The sequence below is a fragment of the Infirmifilum lucidum genome (assembly GCF_014876775.1).
Taxonomy (GTDB): Archaea; Thermoproteota; Thermoprotei; order Thermofilales; family Thermofilaceae; genus Thermofilum; species Thermofilum lucidum.
In genome coordinates, this window is record NZ_CP062310.1 from 1,079,577 (window position 1) to 1,095,997 (window position 16,421).

General features: G+C 49.0%; 14 protein-coding genes, 5 tRNA genes and 1 pseudogene. 9 read left to right on the top strand and 11 right to left on the bottom strand.

Translation table 11 applies throughout. The features are described 5' to 3' along the window. Positions 1-162 precede the first annotated feature (162 nt). The 4 genes from IG193_RS06065 (at position 163) to IG193_RS06080 (ending at position 1,684) form a co-directional block, all read left to right on the top strand. Positions 163-273: transfer RNA gene (locus tag IG193_RS06065), tRNA-Asp, on the top strand. Between the two features lie 109 nt (positions 274-382). Further along, positions 383-456, top strand: a tRNA-Ile gene (locus IG193_RS06070). Between the two features lie 340 nt (positions 457-796). After that, a complete protein-coding gene (locus IG193_RS06075) occupies positions 797-1,165 on the top strand; it encodes a hypothetical protein (protein ID WP_192818300.1) in 369 nt (122 codons plus the stop codon). Between the two features lie 216 nt (positions 1,166-1,381). Continuing rightward, positions 1,382-1,684, top strand: coding sequence for a hypothetical protein (locus IG193_RS06080; protein ID WP_192818301.1), 303 nt, complete (start codon positions 1,382-1,384; stop codon positions 1,682-1,684). Positions 1,685-1,690: 6 nt separating this feature from the next. Here IG193_RS06080 and IG193_RS06085 read toward each other — a convergent pair whose 3' ends face one another. From IG193_RS06085 to IG193_RS06095, 3 genes are read right to left on the bottom strand one after another with little or no spacing between them, the layout of a single operon-like run. Further along, positions 1,691-4,213, bottom strand: a complete 2,523-nt coding sequence (locus IG193_RS06085; protein ID WP_192818302.1) for a DNA-directed DNA polymerase I — start codon at positions 4,211-4,213, stop codon at positions 1,691-1,693. A 4-nt stretch (positions 4,214-4,217) separates the two neighbouring features. Continuing rightward, positions 4,218-4,430, bottom strand: coding sequence for a hypothetical protein (locus tag IG193_RS06090; protein ID WP_192818303.1), 213 nt, complete (start codon positions 4,428-4,430; stop codon positions 4,218-4,220). A gap of 52 nt (positions 4,431-4,482) precedes the next feature. Next, entirely contained in the window at positions 4,483-4,638 is a 156-nt protein-coding gene (locus IG193_RS06095; RefSeq protein WP_192818304.1) for a 50S ribosomal protein L40e, read from the bottom strand. Positions 4,639-4,811: 173 nt separating this feature from the next. On the opposite strand from IG193_RS06095, the gene IG193_RS06100 reads away from it, so the two are divergent. Next, on the top strand, positions 4,812-6,083 hold the full coding sequence (locus tag IG193_RS06100; RefSeq protein ID WP_192818305.1) for an ABC transporter substrate-binding protein: 1,272 nt from the start codon (positions 4,812-4,814) through the stop codon (positions 6,081-6,083). On the opposite strand, the gene rimI is transcribed toward IG193_RS06100, so the two are convergent. The 3 genes and pseudogenes from rimI to IG193_RS06120 form a co-directional block, all read right to left on the bottom strand. Then, positions 6,080-6,541, bottom strand: coding sequence for a ribosomal protein S18-alanine N-acetyltransferase (gene rimI / locus IG193_RS06105; protein ID WP_192819752.1), 462 nt, complete (start codon positions 6,539-6,541; stop codon positions 6,080-6,082). The two genes, IG193_RS06100 and rimI, sit on opposite strands and share 4 nt — an antisense overlap. Positions 6,542-6,619: 78 nt before the next feature. After that, positions 6,620-7,209: pseudogene (locus tag IG193_RS09255) on the bottom strand (TATA-box-binding protein). 103 nt (positions 7,210-7,312) lie between these two features. Next, on the bottom strand, positions 7,313-7,744 hold the full coding sequence (locus IG193_RS06120) for a signal peptidase I (protein ID WP_192818308.1): 432 nt from the start codon (positions 7,742-7,744) through the stop codon (positions 7,313-7,315). Between the two features lie 77 nt (positions 7,745-7,821). On the opposite strand from IG193_RS06120, the gene thsA reads away from it, so the two are divergent. Both thsA and IG193_RS06130 read left to right on the top strand, forming a co-directional pair. Further along, positions 7,822-9,462 (top strand): thermosome subunit alpha, encoded by a 1,641-nt coding sequence (thsA, locus tag IG193_RS06125; RefSeq protein ID WP_192818309.1) that lies wholly within the window; start codon positions 7,822-7,824, stop codon positions 9,460-9,462. 62 nt (positions 9,463-9,524) lie between these two features. Continuing rightward, entirely contained in the window at positions 9,525-9,809 is a 285-nt protein-coding gene (locus tag IG193_RS06130) for a DNA-directed RNA polymerase subunit K (protein WP_192818310.1), read from the top strand. Here the strand turns inward: IG193_RS06130 and IG193_RS06135 are convergent. The 5 genes from IG193_RS06135 to IG193_RS06155 all read right to left on the bottom strand — a co-directional run bounded on the left by IG193_RS06135 (position 9,806) and on the right by IG193_RS06155 (position 12,612). Next, positions 9,806-10,153 carry an arcadin 1 gene (locus IG193_RS06135; RefSeq protein WP_192818311.1) on the bottom strand — a complete coding sequence of 116 codons (348 nt, stop codon included), beginning with the start codon at positions 10,151-10,153 and terminating at the stop codon, positions 9,806-9,808. The genes IG193_RS06130 and IG193_RS06135 overlap by 4 nt on opposite strands. 130 nt (positions 10,154-10,283) lie before the next feature. After that, positions 10,284-10,385 (bottom strand) — tRNA-Thr (locus tag IG193_RS06140). A 105-nt stretch (positions 10,386-10,490) separates the two neighbouring features. Next, positions 10,491-10,590: transfer RNA gene (locus IG193_RS06145), tRNA-Val, on the bottom strand. A 370-nt stretch (positions 10,591-10,960) separates the two neighbouring features. Next, a tRNA-Lys gene (locus IG193_RS06150) sits at positions 10,961-11,062 on the bottom strand. Positions 11,063-11,103: 41 nt separating this feature from the next. Next, a complete protein-coding gene (locus tag IG193_RS06155) occupies positions 11,104-12,612 on the bottom strand; it encodes a glycine--tRNA ligase (RefSeq protein ID WP_192818312.1) in 1,509 nt (502 codons plus the stop codon). A gap of 195 nt (positions 12,613-12,807) precedes the next feature. On the opposite strand from IG193_RS06155, the gene IG193_RS06160 reads away from it, so the two are divergent. Then, positions 12,808-13,050, top strand: a complete 243-nt coding sequence (locus tag IG193_RS06160) for a DNA-directed RNA polymerase subunit H (protein WP_192818313.1) — start codon at positions 12,808-12,810, stop codon at positions 13,048-13,050. A 17-nt stretch (positions 13,051-13,067) separates the two neighbouring features. Then, a complete protein-coding gene (locus IG193_RS06165; protein ID WP_192819753.1) occupies positions 13,068-16,412 on the top strand; it encodes a DNA-directed RNA polymerase subunit B in 3,345 nt (1,114 codons plus the stop codon). Positions 16,413-16,421: the final 9 nt, after the last annotated feature.

Sequence of the window (16,421 nt, forward strand, 5' to 3'; positions counted from 1 at the left end):
TCTCCCGCTCTTCACATCTCGCCTGACTCTGAGCCGAAAATCGCCAAGAGTAGCCCTCTAGTACAACAAAAATGGAAACAAGAGTTCACGGGAAGCCGGCCCTATTACGCATATTGTCCAGAGCCAAAACTTTTTAAGCACCCCCATGGAATCATCACTAGAGCCCCGGTCGTCTAGTGGCCCAGGAAGACCTAGTCCTGGAGTGGCGGCCTGTCGACGGGCTAAGTCTCGACAGAGAGCCGCAGATCCCGGGTTCGAATCCCGGCCGGGGCGTATTTTTGCGTATTTCAACCGGCTGGCCGTTTTTTGTGAAGCATTGTGGAGCGAATAATTTTAAATTGCGCAAAAGTTATATTCCCGGTCTAGTCTGGAGGTATGACAGGGGCCGGTGGCTCAGCCAGGTAGAGCATCCGGCTGATAACCGGGGGGTCCCGGGTTCAAATCCCGGCCGGCCCACTTTTTTTTACCAATTTTAACCGGGACGTTTTTTGTAAAAAAGTCTATTGCTGTGTACCTTCTTTACACATGTGGCGGGACAGCCCAGTGGTTATTACCTATGATCTCTGCCGTTAAAGTCACCAGCACGAGAATCATGTAACCAACGATGGTGGTTACGGCCGTGTAGATGGGCAGGAAGGAGGAGTGCCAGAAGTGGGGCTAGTGTGCCGGGTGTGGGTTGCCGCTTTTCATAGCGTGCCCGCAAGCGCCTCGAGCGGCGACCTCGTTGCCACCCGGCCTGTATAGATATAGGCGTAAACAATTAAATTCTTTATTCAGAGAATGGGGTAGGGTACATATGGGCAGTGATGCTGACCTTGAGATGATTAAGAGGAGAATGCTGCTAGAAATACAGAGGAAAATGCTAGAGAAGGAGGTCAAAAGAGCTGAGCCAGACTACTACGCGCTTTTCATGGAGCATTTAACAGAGGATGGTAAGCTCATGTTTGAAAAGGCGATCAAACAGTACGGTGAAACTGCCAGGAAAGTGGGTGAGAAGCTTGGAAGACTGTACTACTTGGGTCGTCTCCGGGGTGGAATGGATGCAGAGACAGTCTACTGGGTGTTTAGTGAAATTGGTCTCCCAATTAGGCTCGAGACAAAGATTGTGTACAAGAAGGGCGGGGAGGTAAAAAGCATCAGTGACGTGCTGAAAGAAGAGGAGTAAGGTTTTCTCGCATTACTCAACACATGAGAGAGCTCGCTTTTCGAGCCCGAACCGACTACAGCCGCTTTCCGAGCGGCCGCGACGACGCTGCCTGTGTTAACGTCAGAGGGTTTGCCCCCGCGTTCTCACTGAAACAGTGAGGCTAGTAAGACAGGGGTTAACAGAGGGTATAAATAGAGGTTGAGGCAATAGTTCCTGCGTTGTGGTGAACAAAAAATGGGAAAACCTGTGAAAATAGTGTTTGTCGGCGCGTCCTGGGCTAGTTTTAACGACAAGTTAAAGAAGATATGCCAGGAAGTAGCCGCAACCAGGGGGTTAGAATTCGAAGAGAGAGAGGAAGATTACGTTTTCCTAACCAAGTATGGAGAGAAGGACGAGCTTGGGGGAGCAGATATCCCACAAGTCTTTATATTGTACGATGATGGGCGGGTTAAACACGTGCTGACGAAGGTTCCAGTAGTTGGTACACAACCGGACTTTGAGTCCGCGCGGAGGAAAATTGAGGAGGCTTTAGGATAGTTTCTGCTATTTCTGTTGGGGTCTGAGGAACTCGTCTATTGGCGAGACTCCCAGTAGCTCATCGAAGCTGATTTCTAGCGCGTCTAGGACTTGCTCCAGTGTTGTCTTCATGACTTCCAAATACTTCTCAACATCTACTTCATCGATTCTCGCTAGTTGCAAGTGCTTCACGCCCTGCTTGTCCCTAGTTTTTATGTAGCTGACAAGGCTTCCCCTGGTGACGCTCATTGGTACGCTACCGTACAGTTTCCGGTACTCCATTAGGAGCTGCTGGGCGGCTTTCTTGTGCTGCGGTGTTGTCTTGTTGTACTCCTCTAAGTCTTTGGTAAGAACAACGTTGAAGGCTAACTGGTCTAGTGGTATCTCTCCTTCCTTTAGGAGTCTTATTGCTCTCTTTATATCTTCTCTTATCTTCTCGATGCTCTCCTCGAAGGACGTAATGTTCTCGGCCTGGGAGAGAGCGGATGTAATGTCTGTAAACAGGTTCTTTATAAAGTCTGGAGTATTCCTCTTCTTCCCTACAAGGCCTTTAACGTCTACTCTTCCGTCCTTGAGAGCCCCCAGGTAGTTCTTCTTCCTCTCGCTGAATACAACCCATTTGTACTCCTTGTCTATGCTGAGGTCTATTCTCAACTCATCCAGGATAGACTGGAGGAGTTTCTCGAGTTGTTCTTGCGTGGGGTTCCACAGGAAGAGGCTATCTGTGTCCCCGTAAAGGACTGGTATCCCTAGATCTACGGCTCTACGCATGGTTTTCAAAATTGCGTACCTGCCTAGCGCTGTAGTGCTCTCAGCTACTGGTGGGCAGTAGAGCGGGAAGGCCTCTGAGCCGAATACGCCGTAGCTTGCATTCAGGAATACTTTTAGCGCTGACTGGATCACCTCGTATTGTTGTTTTTCTTCATCGTCCTTGCTCTCTTTGGCTACCTTCTTGTATACATATACACGTAGGTCTCTAAGGATGCCAATGAGTGATGACATCATGCCTTTTTTCCTCGTACAGACCCAGTGGGTCGTTCCGGGCACAATGTTCTTCTTGCATTCCTCGTGGGGGCACCGAACCGTCTCGTAACTTAGGTTACCTGTTTTGATCACGCTCGGGTACAGGCTGGCGAAATCTACGACTAAAACGTTGAAGTACACGCCGGGTATGGGGTCTATGACTATGGCTCCGAGGTACTTTTTGCCCTTAATGATGGCTTTCGTTGAAGTCTCTCCCTTTTGTTGGATTATCTCTTCGGGGTTAGGTATGAGCCATCCCCTCTGCCTGTGTTCAAAATAAAACATGTTGCGTATCCAGGCAGAAATATTGTGCCGTGTTAGGTCTTCCATCGGTAGCTTTGAAATTCTCATCATCAGGATTATCAGCTTCATTACCAAGTCGTCGCTGAACGCTGTAAGCTCGTACGTTAGCTCAGCGTCCCGGAAGCTATACTCGGCTAGCTTCTCATAACTCATCTCCGGGATCGTATCCTCATGCTTAACTTTACCTTTGCCCAGGAGTGCTAGAGCTATTTCGTCGAGGGTTTGCCCTTCCCTGTACTTGTTCCCGAAAGCATACACCTTCATCGACTTGTTGGTGAAGAATTTGTAGAGGTCGATGTGTATTGAGTTGCGGAGCTCTGCATACTCGGCTTTTTCACTCCATACTATAGGCACGTTCTCTTTCTTAAAACCCAGCTTTAATGCCCTACTGTATAAATAGGGGAGGTCGAAATTGTCGCCGTTAAATGTCAGGACGACGGGGTAGCTGTCGAGGAGAGTGAATACAGCGTGTAGGAGATCCTTTTCATTGTCGAAGAACCTGACTTCTGCACCTGGGATGTTTATGGATTTTTCCTCATCTTCACTCCGCCTCCTCAGAAGCAGAACCCCTCTCTTACCGTCGGAAGAGTAGTAGGAAACTGCAATGACCCTGTCCTCTGCCAGTTTAGGGCTGGGAACTCTAAAAGCTTCAGACTCGACTTCGATGTCTATAGCTATCCTCCGGATCTTGGGTATCGGAGCATTCAGCAACCTGGCCCACTCGAGCATTTCCTCCTCTTGGATCTTGTCCTCGCTCAGACTCTTGACAAGCCTCCTAATACTCTCTGGAACCTCTACTTCAACGGGCTTAGGCTCTCCGTTTGTCAGCACGTAGGGCATGCCTGGAATCAATTGCCTGTCGTAGATGTAGCAGTGGTGATACTTGATCTTTGACTCCCAAGTGTGCCCTCTTAATACCTCGCGGATGCTTTTAGGAGACCCCCCGATTGACAATGGGTCTAGAGCCTCTACCTTTGTCATCTTAACCCAGCGGTCGCTTAGCGCGTCGTACTTTTCGACTACGTCGAGTTTATTAAAGCCCGGGTGTCGCACTACCTCGGGGTACTTCTCTAGGAGTTCTTCTGGTGGAAGTTCTGTCAGAAGGTAGGGTTTATGCCCGCTGTGGTCAGGAACAGCCCTCAATGTTCCGCCCTCATCGTCGTAGAAGTACATTACGGCTCTTCCTTCTGCTCCGGAATACCTAACAGAGAATAGGTACAGCACAGTCTCACCAGCTGAACCGCTCCACTTTCCACGCGCTCTTCCTGTAGTTCCGCTTGTACTCCTTGTAGTGCTCCTTACAGAGGTATACTCTCTTAGAGCCCTCCTTCAGCTTAAAGGGGGAGTTGCTCTTCTTAAAGTTTTCAAGCGATATTGATCTTACAGCGTCTCTATCGCAACCCTCTACGGAGCATTTTACCCCTTTGCTAACGCGCCCCATACTACTGCACTAATTTGAATATAAGCACCCGGAGAAATAAATAGAAAACGTTCTACTTCTTGTACCGCTTAGGCCTAAGGTCGCGGCTGTGACACCTGCGACACCTTTCAGCTTCCCAGGGATTGCGCGCATTACATTTTCTACATATCTTTACCTTAAAGTGGTGATCCAGAGCTAGCTGGAGTTTCTCAGGGTCTCTAATAGGCATAGATACCCCAGGTCACCGGAATGAGCTAAACAGTTATAACCTTTTTGCTTGAGAAGCGTGCTTGCCTCACTATAAGTTTTACTAAAATGTTAATTTACCTGCGCCTGACTGTGCATCCTGCTAGAAAGCAAAAGTATCACCACCTTTAAAAAAGGCACTGTCCAAATCGCCTCGTGACAGCAAAGCAAAGAAACAACGCCAAGAGCATAGTACAGAGAGACAGTATAAGGCTAGTGGCTGTTTTTCTCGTCGGCCTTCTCGTAGGAGTCTCTCTAGGGTATTTCCTCTCTATACCGTCCCAACAAAAGGTAGCCCCTCAGAAGACAGTCACAGTACCTATTGGGGCCTTAGTGGAACTTACGGGGGACTTGGAATCATATGGGAAGAGAGACCAGCGTGCTCTCGAGCTCGCTGTTGAGGACATAAACGCCTTCGCCGAGCAAGTTGGGTCGCCCTTCAGGTTCAGGCTCGTCGTAGAGGACACTGGCACAAACCCCGAGCAGGCCAGGGCGAAAATACAGGCACTAGCAGCACAAGGAGTACAGGCCGTGACTGGTCTTGAAGCGAGTAGTGAGGTGAGCCAAGTCAAGCAGTTTGCAGACGCGAACAAGATAGTGGTGGTTAGTGTAGGCTCTACGGCAATCTCGCTCTCCATTGCCGGCGACTATATTTTCCGTGTTGTGCCTAACGACGCTTACCAGGGGCGTGCTCTTGCTAGGCTCGTCTTCGACAGCGGCTTTAGGGGCGCGGCCGTGATATACAGGAACGACGCCTGGGGCAAGGGGCTGTTCGACGCGTTCTCCGCCAGGTTCAGGGAGCTCGGGGGCAGAGTGGAGGGCGTAGCCTACGACCCCAACGCCCAGGACGTCTCAGGCGAAGTAGCCAGGCTCGCGGACATAGCCTCGAAGCTAGGCCCGGCGACAGCAGTAGTACTCATAAGCTTCGAGGACGACGGCATAAGAGTAGTACAGGCCGCAGCACAAAACCCAACACTGTCAAAGCTCAAGTGGTTCGGGACAGACGGCGTGGCCTTGTCAACAAAGCTATCAGACCAGGTTGGCGAGCAACTAGTAGCCTTGGGAGGACTTCCTTGCACAATTTTCCAACCAGCAAGTAACCCACAACAGTTACAATTCATTGAAAAGTTCAAGTCTAGATTCAAGGAATATCCCCACTCCTACGCAATGAACGCCTACGACGCTGCCTGGCTTATAGCCTTGTCTGTGATGGCTACAGGCCAGTACAGCGGCGAGGCGATAGCCAGGGCACTCCCGACAATCGCCCAGCACTACTACGGAGTAACAGGGAACACAGCACTAGACCAAACAGGAGACAGAGCAGCAGGAGACTACGCAATATGGGCTGTAATTAAGACCCCGGCGGGGTATAATTGGACACAAATCGCAGTCTATAGTTCACAGACCGATACGATTACAAGAGTTTAGGCGGGCCTGGCCATCAAGTATGCGTCTTCACCGTCGAGATAATATCCGGGTAGGACTTTAACAACACTAAATCCGAGTTTTTTGTAGAGCCTGAGGGCAACTTCGTTGCTAACACGCACTTCAAGATAGTATTCTTCTGCCCCGTAGTACTTCTTCATGCTTTCTAGGGCTCTCGTCATAAGTTCTGTCCCAATACCTTTCCCTTGAGCATAGGGGAGGACTGCTATCGAGATTATGTGTCCTCGCTTTCCAACTCTATTAGGATTAGTGTACAGCGTATCGTACTCTACTCTACACATGATGTATCCGACGACTTTACCGTTTATCTCTGCTACTAGGAAAGCTCTGCCGAAGTTCTTCAGGTGTAACTCAAAGTAAAATGCTGGGTAGTTTTCCGGTAAGACCTCCTTGTTTATTTTTATAACATCGCTCAAATCCTCGTAGCGTGCCTCCCTGATTACATACTCCTTCGTTGCCGTATGAGTGCACCCCCGACTTCAGAGAAACAAAAGGTTTTCTTATCTTTGTTGCTCAGGCTACTCCTCTTCTAGGAGGACTCCCCGTTCTTTAAGGATGTTGTAGATCTTCTCGACAGCCTCCTTGACTTCTTCTTCTTTCTTGGCACCAGTGCACACTACTTTCCCACTGCTGAAAATTAACAAGACGACTTTTGGCTCCGACATCCTGTATATTAAGCCTGGGAATTGCTCTGGCTCGTACATCGCATTTTCGAGCAGGAAAGCTGCTCTCTCAAGATCCACGCCTACTCTCAGATTCGCACTAGCAACAATATTCTGTACTTCCACGATGGGCTCGTTCTTGATCTCGATGCCATGCTGCTTTAGGAGCTTAATTATACTGCCCACAGCTTTTCTGACCTCGGCTTCAGATTTCGCACCAGTGCACACCATCTTTCCGCTAGAGAATATCAGTGTAGCTGTCTTAGGCCTATTTAGCCGTAGCACTAGCCCCGGGAACTCTCGGATCCCAGGTCCGGAGACCTGGGATGTTCCGGGCTATATTCTGCATGGGGTATGCGTTCTGCTATCCTCTCTAGGTCTAGCCGCTGGTTCAGAGTAACCGAGGCTACGACGTTCTGTATTTCATATACAGGCTGTTTTGTAATTGTAACCACCCCGTTTTCCAGCCTTATAAATACTGTTATTGGGTATATAAATGCTTAGTTTATAACTAGCCTGAGAACGCACGTGAATTAGCCCGAGAGTGCTCTACCCTCTAACCAAACTCTCAAAAGCAAGTTTGATAGCACCAATATACGGTATTACGAACACAACTTTACCCTTGATGGATGTAAGTGACGGGTGGGTGCTATCAGGAAAAGGATTCGCATCGCCCTTTGTTACGTAAGCATCTCCTACTATTCCAACTATTCTGTGAACAATTAGGCCGGAAGGAGACTCGTATACCACGATGTCGCCTACAGAGTACGACTCTGAACCGACTACTATGACGATGTCTCCTACGTGGAGAGTCGGCTCCATGGACCAACTCGATACCACGGCTAGGGGAACCTGCGTTCTGAGTAAGTAGTTCAGGGAGAAAATGAACATCACTGTAGCAAGTAGTGCTATGATGAGCGTAGCGTTTTCCCGAATAACTCTCTCTTTACCTTCTCCCTGCACGGGCTCAAGATACCTCACTTGGTTATTTATTTCTTCCCTAAAGCAAAGTTTTTATAGAAGCGATGTTTTTCTTGAGACGCTAGAGGGTGAGTTTAATGGCCCAGCCAACGGCTCAAATTCCCGTTCTAATACTAAAGGAGGGTACACAGAGAACCACGGGTAGGGATGCCCGCAAGGCCAACATCTACGCTGCTAGAGTGATAGCTGAAGCTCTAGCGAGCTCGCTAGGGCCTAGAGGGATGGACAAGCTACTAGTAGATTCTTTCGGCAATGCTACAATAACGGGTGACGGGGCTACAATACTAAAAGAAATGGAAGTCCAGCACCCTGCGGCGAAAATGCTCGTGGAGGTGGCAAAGGCTCAGGATGACGAAGTTGGAGATGGCACAACGAGCGTAGTTGTTCTGGCAGGACAGCTTTTAAGCGCGGCGGAAGAGCTTCTCGACGAGGATGTGCACCCAGCAGTGATCACTGAGGGATTCGAGAAAGCCCTCGTAGAGGCTACAAGGATAATAGACGAGGTTGCTGAGAAAGTTGACCCCCTCGACAGGAGCGTGCTCGAGAAGATTGCCCAAACAGCTCTTTCGAGTAAAGTAGTTGCGGAATTCAGGGAGTTCCTCTCGAAGATCATGGTAGACGCCGCTCTTCAAGTCGTAGAGAAGAGAGATGGGAGCTACAAGCTCAGCCTCGACGACATCAAGGTAGAGAAGAAGAAGGGCGAGAGCATAACCGAGACTATCCTAGTGAAAGGCATAGTGCTCGACAAGGAGGTTGTCCACCCCGCTATGCCCAAGAGGGTTGAGAAAGCGAAGATCGCCCTGCTAGACGCCCCACTGGAGATAGAGAAGCCAGAGTGGACTGCTAAAATAAACGTTACAACACCCGAACAGCTGAAGATGTTCCTGGATCAGGAGGCTGAAATACTCCGCAAGAAAGTGGAGAAGATTAAGGAGAGTGGTGCTAATGTTGTCTTCTGCCAGAAGGGTATTGACGACGTTGCCCAGTACTACTTGGCTAAGGCTGGTATTCTGGCTGTTAGGAGGGTGAAGAAGAGCGACATGGAGAAGCTCGCCAGGGCTACTGGCGCGAAGATACTGACTAGAGTCGAGGACGTCACGCCCGAGGCACTGGGCACGGCGGAGCTCGTGGAGGAGAGGAAAGTAGCAGACGAGAAGATGGTGTTCGTCGAGGGCTGCCCCAACCCCAAGAGCGTGACAATACTAGTGAGAGGCGGCGCTGAGCACATAGTTGACGAGGCCGAGAGAGCAATACACGACGGATTGAGCGTAATAAGAAATGTAATCCAGGAGCCAAAGATTGTAGCTGGAGGCGGCGCCGTCGAGATCGAGCTTGCAATGAGGCTAAGAGATTTCGCTAGGACGTTGCCAAGCAAGGAGCAACTTGCCGTAATGAAGTACGCGGAGGCTTTAGAGAACCTCGTTGCCATATTAGCGCAAAACTCGGGCGTAGAGCCCATAGACATACTTGCAGACCTCAAGCGTCTACACTCTAAGGGCGAGAAGTGGGCTGGCATCAATGCGTACACCGGTAAAATAGAGGACATGCTCAAAGCTGGGATCATAGAGCCTGCTATCGTCAAGAAACAGGTGCTCAAGTCTGCTACAGAAGCTGCAATAATGATCCTGAGAATAGACGACATCATTGCGGCACAGCCTCCAAAGGGTAAGGAGAAAGGTAAAGAGAAAGGAGAAAAAGGAGAATCGGAATTTGACTAGAAATGAGTTGATTGAGTCGTTCTAAAAAAATTTAAATACTCTTTCTCTTGTTTTACCCGTTTATGTCTGGTAATAATGTACTACGACAGAGACAGTTTCAGGTAAAAATCGGCCCACCGTGGCTGACACGTTTTGAAAAAGCTCGAATAGTAGGCATTAGAGCTCTGCAGATTTCGCTGGGTGCACCAGTGCTTATCCCCCTAGAGGGGGTGGAGAATCTGGACTCTATTAGAATAGCAGAAAAAGAGTTAGAAATGGGTGTGTTGCCCATAATAATCGTCAGGTGGACGCCGGAGGGCAGGTTCCAGGAGATACCGATAAAGTATTTAAAGTTGAACCCTCCCTAGCCCTCTCCCTTCAATTCTATTCTTTCGTTCGTAATTATAACTTCGAAGAAATCGCCAATACTCGGCTTTGTAACGAATTTTTCCCACTCGTCCTCGGACAGCATTATAGTCACTCTTGGCACTCTCAATACTCCAGGCGAGGCGCCGGGAAGCATTTTCATGATCTGCGAGATAATTGGTGCTATTTCTCTGCTTATTTCGCTGTCTGTGGATCGGATGAAAATAGGCTCGGGAACTTCCCTTTCCTCCGTCAACTCTATTTTCACCATTCTCTCCCCGAACGGAGCATCAATAGTCTGGATAAGCGTTACTTTTGCTTTGAAGTGAACACTAGTCGAAGACACGAGTACTCAGTATAGCCCTAATTATTAAGCATTTCCGCATAGAAGAAGAGAGGCGCCACCCCTCTCCACTGTAAGTGTAGAGGCAGGGCACAGAGTCAATATGTTGATTAGCTAAGAATAGAAAGAGTTAAGCCCCGGCCGGGATTTGAACCCGGGACCTTCGGCTTTCTCGAACCCCCTGTTACTCTAAGCCTTACAAGGCCGACGCTCCACCAGTCTGAGCTACCGGGGCTGGAGAAAACACAGCACTAGGCATTTATCAGTTTTTCGCTAGAATGCCCCCACCCTGCAGGCACGCCGACTAAACACAGCTAGCCAGTTAAAGTGGGAGAGAATATGGGCCCGCCGGGATTCGAACCCGGGACCTCCGCCGCTCTCAGGCGGCTCAGTATATTAGTCTTGTGAGGGCGACATCCTAACCGCTAGACGACGGGCCCTGCCTCTATACAGAAACTCAAGAATAAAAGCCTTTTTCAGACTGACTGCCGCTCCTCATAGCAGTACTACTCAGACGGCAAGTCATTCATCATCAAATATGCCCTTAATACCCAGCGTTAAAACGCTTTCTAAGGCTTACAGGATGAGTTTGAAATAAGGCTAATGGGCAGGAAACCCAAGAACAAGGTGAGGTTTGTCTCGAGCAGAAAACCATAAACATGCAGGGCTTTATATCGAGGAGCCAGGCGCTTTGCTAGAAAACTTCGCCGAAGAGTTCGGCTTTTGAAAAAATAAAAGAAGAGTGTCATGGCTTCCATCGAACGCGTAGAGCAGAACGTCATAGATCTTCTTTTATGAAAAATAAAAACACGGGCCGGCCGGGATTTGAACCCGGGACCTACGGGTTAAAAGCCTCGACCCACCTAGCAGAGCTAGGCAAACCGTCGCTCTTCCTGGCTGAGCTACCGGCCCGCTGCTTTCTAGCAACTGCAGATTTGGATATTAACTTTTCTCTAATTGGAGCGTATTTCTTTTAAGAGAAAATCAAGGAGGTCTTCTCTATGAACTCTAACTTGCTGTCTTGTGTCGCGGTAGCGTACGGTTACTGTGCTGTCCTGGAGGCTTTGCCCGTCAACAGTCACGCAAAACGGGACACCTATCTCGTCTGCTTTAGCGTAACGCTTTCCAATGCTACCATCATCATCGTAGTAGGCTCTTATATGCTCTCTAATTTCATTGTAGATTTCTCTGGCCAGCCTGTCCAGTCCGTCTCGCTTGACTAACGGGAAGATAGCAACTTTGTAGGGGGCTATCCGCGGTTTAAGACTAAGGTAAATTCTATTTTTCTCTACCGTGAATGCTTCAGTCAAAATAGCAAGTATTATTCTCTCTAGACCAAAAGAAGGCTCAATAACATAGGGGACAATTTTCTCTCCACTGTCTATAATGTGTAGAGGCTCCCCGCTAAACTCCTGGTGCCTCTGCAGGTCGTAGTCACTCCTATTTGAAATCCCCTCTATTTCCTTCCAGCCCATATACGGAAAATAGTACTCAATGTCGAATGTTTGCTTGGCATAGTGTGCTAGCTCTGTTTTCACATGCTCTCTTACTCTTAGCTTCTCCGGTGATAAACCAATACGCCAGAGCCATCTAAGAGACTCTGCAACCCAGTATGCGTGCCACTTGGAGCCTATGAGACCCGTCTCAACAGCATCCTCTATCCTAACTCTCCTGGCTTGCTCGACACCCCTCTCCTGATCCTCTGCAGAGAGGAGACTAATCTCAACATTCTTCACTTCGTCAAAATAGGGGCACTCGTTGAGTTTCTTTGGGTTTACAAAGTACTCGATCTCCATTTGTATAAACTCGCGCAGCCTGAAAAGGAAGTTTCGCGGCGAGATCTCGTTCCTGAAGGCTTTCCCGTACTGGGCCACGCCAAATGGGAGCGTTGCGCCCATGCTGAAAACTATGTTCTTGAAGTTCACAAATATCAGCTGTGCAGTTTCGGGTCTGAGGTAGACCGTGAACGGGACGTCTTTCTTGGGACCTAGGGTCGACGAGAACATTAAGTTGAAAGCCTTTGGGTCGCTGAGCTCTCCACCACAGGCTGGACAGCGGATGTTATTTACGCGGATGAGGTTTTTCAATTCCTCTGGTGTGTACTGGGTTATCTTTATCCCCCTGTCTTCGAGCAGGTGGTCAGCCCTGTACTCAGCTCCACACTTCTGGCACGTCACTATAAAGTCGATAAAGCTATCGACGTGCCCACTAGCCTCCCACACTTTGGGGTGAGTGATTATACTACCGCTAATCCCGTACATGTCCTCCCTTCTTTCTACGAAGTACCACCACCAGTCGTCAAGTACATTCTTCATCAGCTCAACGCCTAGGGGGCCATAATCGTAGAAACCGGCGAGCCCACCATAGATTTTACCTGTCTGGAAGAAGAACCCCCTCCTGGCGCACAACTCGGTAATGTCGTCAAGCGTGACCTCCCTCGGTGCCTGCCCTGAACTCACCACGCCATCCACCTCTAAGCCCTTGAGAGGGGCTGGTAGAAAAAGATTGCTAAAAACATGTCTCCCCTAGCTATACTCTAACCCCATTCGGGAGGATTGTACCCACAGCTAATAATAGGTTCCTAAGGGCATTACTCCCATACGAAATATTTAAAAAGGAGGCTTCAAGGCTTGTTTTTAGTCTAAAAGTGAGTTGTTATGCCTCGTAAATTTAATGTTCTAGAACATGAACTCGTACCGAAGCACATCCTACTCTCGCGGGATGAAGCCAAAAAACTACTCAGAATAATTGGGCTCCGCAAAACTGAACTACCCTGGATCTATTCTACAGATCCTGTCGCTAAAGCTCTGGGAGCTAAACCCGGAGATGTAATAATGGTTATAAGGAAGAGCCCGACTGCAGGTGAGGCTGTAGCTCTACGTCTAGTTGTTCCCGGGTGATCCCGGTGGCGAAAGCAATGTTAAGCCATGAGGATCGCTGGGAGCTCGTGGAAGCATATGTAAAAGAACTTGGGCTAGTGAGGCAACACCTAGACTCCTTCAATATCTTCCTAGAAAGAGGTTTACAGGAGATAGTAAACGAAGCCGGAGGTATAAAACTCGATGCATACGGCGTCGAGATAAGGTTCGGCAAAATCGAGGTGGGCGAGCCAGTCTTCAAGGAAGCTGACGGGTCTGAAATAACATTAACTCCAATGATTGCCCGACTGCGGAATATCACGTATGCTGCACCGCTATACCTAAACATGACGCTGTACGTAGACGGAGAGGAAAGGAAGACAGAGAAAGTTTTCATTGGAATGTTGCCTATCATGGTTCGGAGTAGCAAGTGCGTTCTCTCCCGCATAACCTCTGAGGAGGATTTGATTAAGCTTGGCGAAGACCCCCACGACCCCGGTGGGTACTTCATTATCAACGGCTCTGAGAGAGTTATAGTAATGCAGGAGGATCTATCTGTGAACAGGGTTTTAGTAGACCATGGCGGTGCCAGTAGCTCTGTTACACATACAGCAAAGGTTTTCTCTGTTGCTGCAGGGTATAGAGTGCCGGTCAGCGTTGAGAGAACAAAGGATGGCATGATTTACGTTAGTTTTCCACAAGTCCCTCAAAGGATTCCAGTAGTTGTTCTAATGAGAGCCCTCGGACTTCAAAAAGACAGAGACATTGTATATGCTATAAGTAACAACGAAGAAGTTCAGCGCGAGTTTTTCCCGGTAATACTCGAGCAGTCAAAGATTGCACCAACAGTAGAGGAGGCACTAGACTACATCGGATCACGTGTGGCTATAGGCCAGCCCAAAGATGTGAGGATTGCACGAGCCGAGCAGGTACTGGACGAGAACTTCCTCCCGCATATTGGGCGCACGAAATCTGCACGCCTAGCAAAGGCTTACTTTGTAGGGCAAATGGTTTCCAGACTGCTAGAATTGAAGCTAGGCCTCAGAGAGCCAGATGATAAAGACCATCTTGCTAATAAGCGGTTACGCCATGCTGGAGAGCTCATAGCACAGGTCTTTAGAGCTGCGTTTAGACAGCTTGTACGCGAGATGACGTACTCTCTAGAACGTCACATGACGAAGGGTCGCGAGATAAACTTGATAAGTATTGTTAGGCCGGACATAATTACAGACAAGCTGAAACACGCCCTAGCCACCGGCAATTGGGTTGGCGGGAGGACAGGCGTCAGCCAGATTCTCGACAGAACAAACTACCTCTCGACACTCTCCCATCTGAGGAGAGTCGTGTCGCCTCTCTCTAGAACCCAGCCCCACTTTGAAGCACGTGAACTGCACCCCACGCAGTGGGGCAGGCTATGTCCAGTAGAGTCGCCTGAGGGACAGAACTGTGGCCTTGTAAAGAATTTAGCCCTTCTGGCCACTCTCTCAAACGGCTACGATGAAAAAGAGGTTTATGACCTCTTAGTTTCCCGGCTAAATGTCGTCCCACTGGAGAGAGCCTTGGGTGTAAACGTCAAGGGAGCGCGCGTGTACCTTAACGGGCGGCTAATTGGTTTCGTGGAGGATGGCGATTTACTCGTATCAACCCTGAGGAATCTGAGGAGACAGGGGAGAATTAGTCACGAGATAAATGTGGCGATTTACAAGAGAGGGGATATACAGGAGGTTTATGTGAACTGTGATGCTGGGAGGATTAGGAGGCCGCTTATTGTTGTGGAGAATGGGGAGCCCAAGCTCAGGCCACAGCATATAAGGATGCTTCGCGAAGGTATTTGGACGTGGAGCGACCTGATCCAGAACGGTATTGTAGAATACTTAGATGCAGAAGAAGAGGAGAACGCGTTAATAGCAGATTCCCCAGAAAAGTTAACTCCTAGACATACACACCTCGAAATACACCCTGCAGCCATCCTAGGGGTTATAGCAATGACCATACCATTCATTGAGTACAACCAGTCTCCCAGGAACTCATACCAAGCGGCTATGGCTAAACAGTCTCTCGGGATACCTGCCCTAAACTACAGGCTTCGTATGGATCCTAGAATGCATGTAATGTATTATCCCCAGAAACCACTAGTAAAGACCAAGATTTATGACCTGCTACCAATAGACAACCTGCCCTACGGAACGAACATGGTTGTAGCTGTTCTAACAGGCGGAGGTTATAACATCCAAGACGCTGTGATAATAAACAAGGCAGCTGTAGAGCGCGGGATGACGCGCTCGGTATTCTTCCGCACATACGAGGCTGATGAACGTAGATATCCCGGCGGTATGGAGGATAGGTTTGAGAAACCTAAACCTGAGCAAGAGCTCTTAGACCTTAAACCCATCGAAGCCTACGATGCTCTCGATGAATTGGATGGCATTGCACACGTGGAGAGCGAACTCAAAGGCGGACAGGTGGTAATAGGTAGGACAAGCCCACCGAGATTCTACACCGGAACATATGAGCCTAGAATTCTAACCAAGAGGAAGGACACTTCGATTACTCTGAGGCATGGTGAACGGGGGATAGTAGATCGAGTGTTGATAATGGAGAGCCCTGAGGGCGTGAAGCTCGTGAAAGTAAGAGTAAGGGATTTGAGACCCACTGAGATAGGCGATAAATTCGCTTCGAGGCATGGGCAGAAGGGCGTGGTAGGTCTTCTAGTCTCCCAGGAAGACATGCCCTTCACCGAGGATGGGATTACGCCCGACCTCATAATAAACCCGCATGCTATACCTTCACGGATGACTGTTGGCCAATTACTAGAGACGATAACTGGAAAGGCTGCAGCTCTCTCGGGTAGGCGCATTGATGCAACAGCCTTTGAGGCTCCAAGCCTTGACGAGATACGAGAGATTTTGAGGAGCTATGGTTTCAGGAGCGACGGGAAAGAAGTCCTGTATAATGGAGTAACTGGCGAGAAGTTGGAAGCCGAGATATTTATAGGAGTAGTATTCTACGAGAAGTTACACCACCTAGTAGCAGACAAAATGCATGCGCGTGCACGTGGTAGGGTTCAGATACTAACCAGGCAACCCACAGAGGGTAGAGCCCGTGAAGGTGGTCTTAGGTTTGGTGAAATGGAGAAGGACTGCCTGGTGGGTCATGGAGCCGCACTATTGTTGCGTGAGCGCCTTCTAGAGAGTTCTGACAGGACTACCATATGGGTTTGCGAAAACTGTGGCTTCGTGGGATGGTATGATGCTAGGAGGAATATGCCTGTGTGCCCAGTCTGCGGTGAAAAGGGGAGGCTACACCCAGTTGAAGTTTCATACGCGTTCAAGCTTCTTCTCCAAGAGCTAACGGGTTTAGGGATAGCGGTTCGCCTCATTCTCAAGGATAAAATAACGGCATGAGGTGGTGGT

Coding starts and splice junctions, on each gene's coding strand:
- IG193_RS06075 (WP_192818300.1), top strand. CDS start 797: ATGGGCAGTGATGCTGACCTTGAGATGATTAAGAGGAGAATGCTGCTA.
- IG193_RS06080 (WP_192818301.1), top strand. CDS start 1,382: ATGGGAAAACCTGTGAAAATAGTGTTTGTCGGCGCGTCCTGGGCTAGT.
- IG193_RS06090 (WP_192818303.1), bottom strand. CDS start 4,430: ATGGGGCGCGTTAGCAAAGGGGTAAAATGCTCCGTAGAGGGTTGCGAT.
- IG193_RS06095 (WP_192818304.1), bottom strand. CDS start 4,638: ATGCCTATTAGAGACCCTGAGAAACTCCAGCTAGCTCTGGATCACCAC.
- thsA (WP_192818309.1), top strand. CDS start 7,822: ATGGCCCAGCCAACGGCTCAAATTCCCGTTCTAATACTAAAGGAGGGT.
- IG193_RS06130 (WP_192818310.1), top strand. CDS start 9,525: ATGTCTGGTAATAATGTACTACGACAGAGACAGTTTCAGGTAAAAATC.
- IG193_RS06160 (WP_192818313.1), top strand. CDS start 12,808: ATGCCTCGTAAATTTAATGTTCTAGAACATGAACTCGTACCGAAGCAC.
- IG193_RS06165 (WP_192819753.1), top strand. CDS start 13,068: ATGTTAAGCCATGAGGATCGCTGGGAGCTCGTGGAAGCATATGTAAAA.